Source organism: Aeromonas sp. JL9 (assembly GCF_024436075.1).
In the GTDB taxonomy this organism is placed as follows: domain Bacteria; phylum Pseudomonadota; class Gammaproteobacteria; order Enterobacterales; family Aeromonadaceae; genus Aeromonas; species Aeromonas veronii.
Map to the genome: position 1 here is coordinate 1 of NZ_JANFNV010000083.1, position 508 is coordinate 508.

At 53.3% G+C, this 508-nt stretch carries 2 pseudogenes; both read left to right on the forward strand.

What is annotated here, in order from left to right:
- A pseudogene (locus NOM06_RS20850) lies at window positions 1-184 on the forward strand (IS110 family transposase); the annotation flags it as partial.
- Window positions 185-251: 67 nt separating this feature from the next.
- Window positions 252-482 (forward strand): annotated as a pseudogene (locus NOM06_RS20855) (transposase); the annotation flags it as partial.
- Window positions 483-508 lie beyond the last annotated feature (26 nt).

The following is a 508-nucleotide window of genomic DNA, read 5'->3' on the forward strand; positions in this document are numbered from 1 at the left end:
CGGCATAGATTTGGCAAAAGAGGTATTCCAGGTTCACGGGGTGGACGAGCACGGTAAGCGGTTGTTCAACAAGCAACTCAAGCGCTCACAAATAGCCTCCTTTTTTGCCAATATTCCACCCTGCTTGATCGGCATGGAGGCTTGTGCCTCTGCCCACTTTTGGGCCAATAAGCTGCAAGGGCTGTGACTGAATCTCCCCCAGTTCCCTAGAAACCTCACAGCCTTAAAATGAGGCAACTATTGAAGGTGTTATGACCTGTCCGCGTTATCCAGAAACATTCAAAATCGAAGCCGTTAAACAAATCACCGAGCGCGGACGGCCGCTGGCTGACGTTGCACGAGCCCTTGGGGTATCCTGCCACAGTCTGTATGCCTGGCTCAAGCAGTACGGCAAGCCTGCTGACCAGCAGTGCGAAGAGTCTGCCTTGCAAGTGCGTATTCCGGCGAAGTTGAACAGCCATTCCGGCCAACGTGAACACCTAGATCCTTAACGCGCTCACGTCACCCC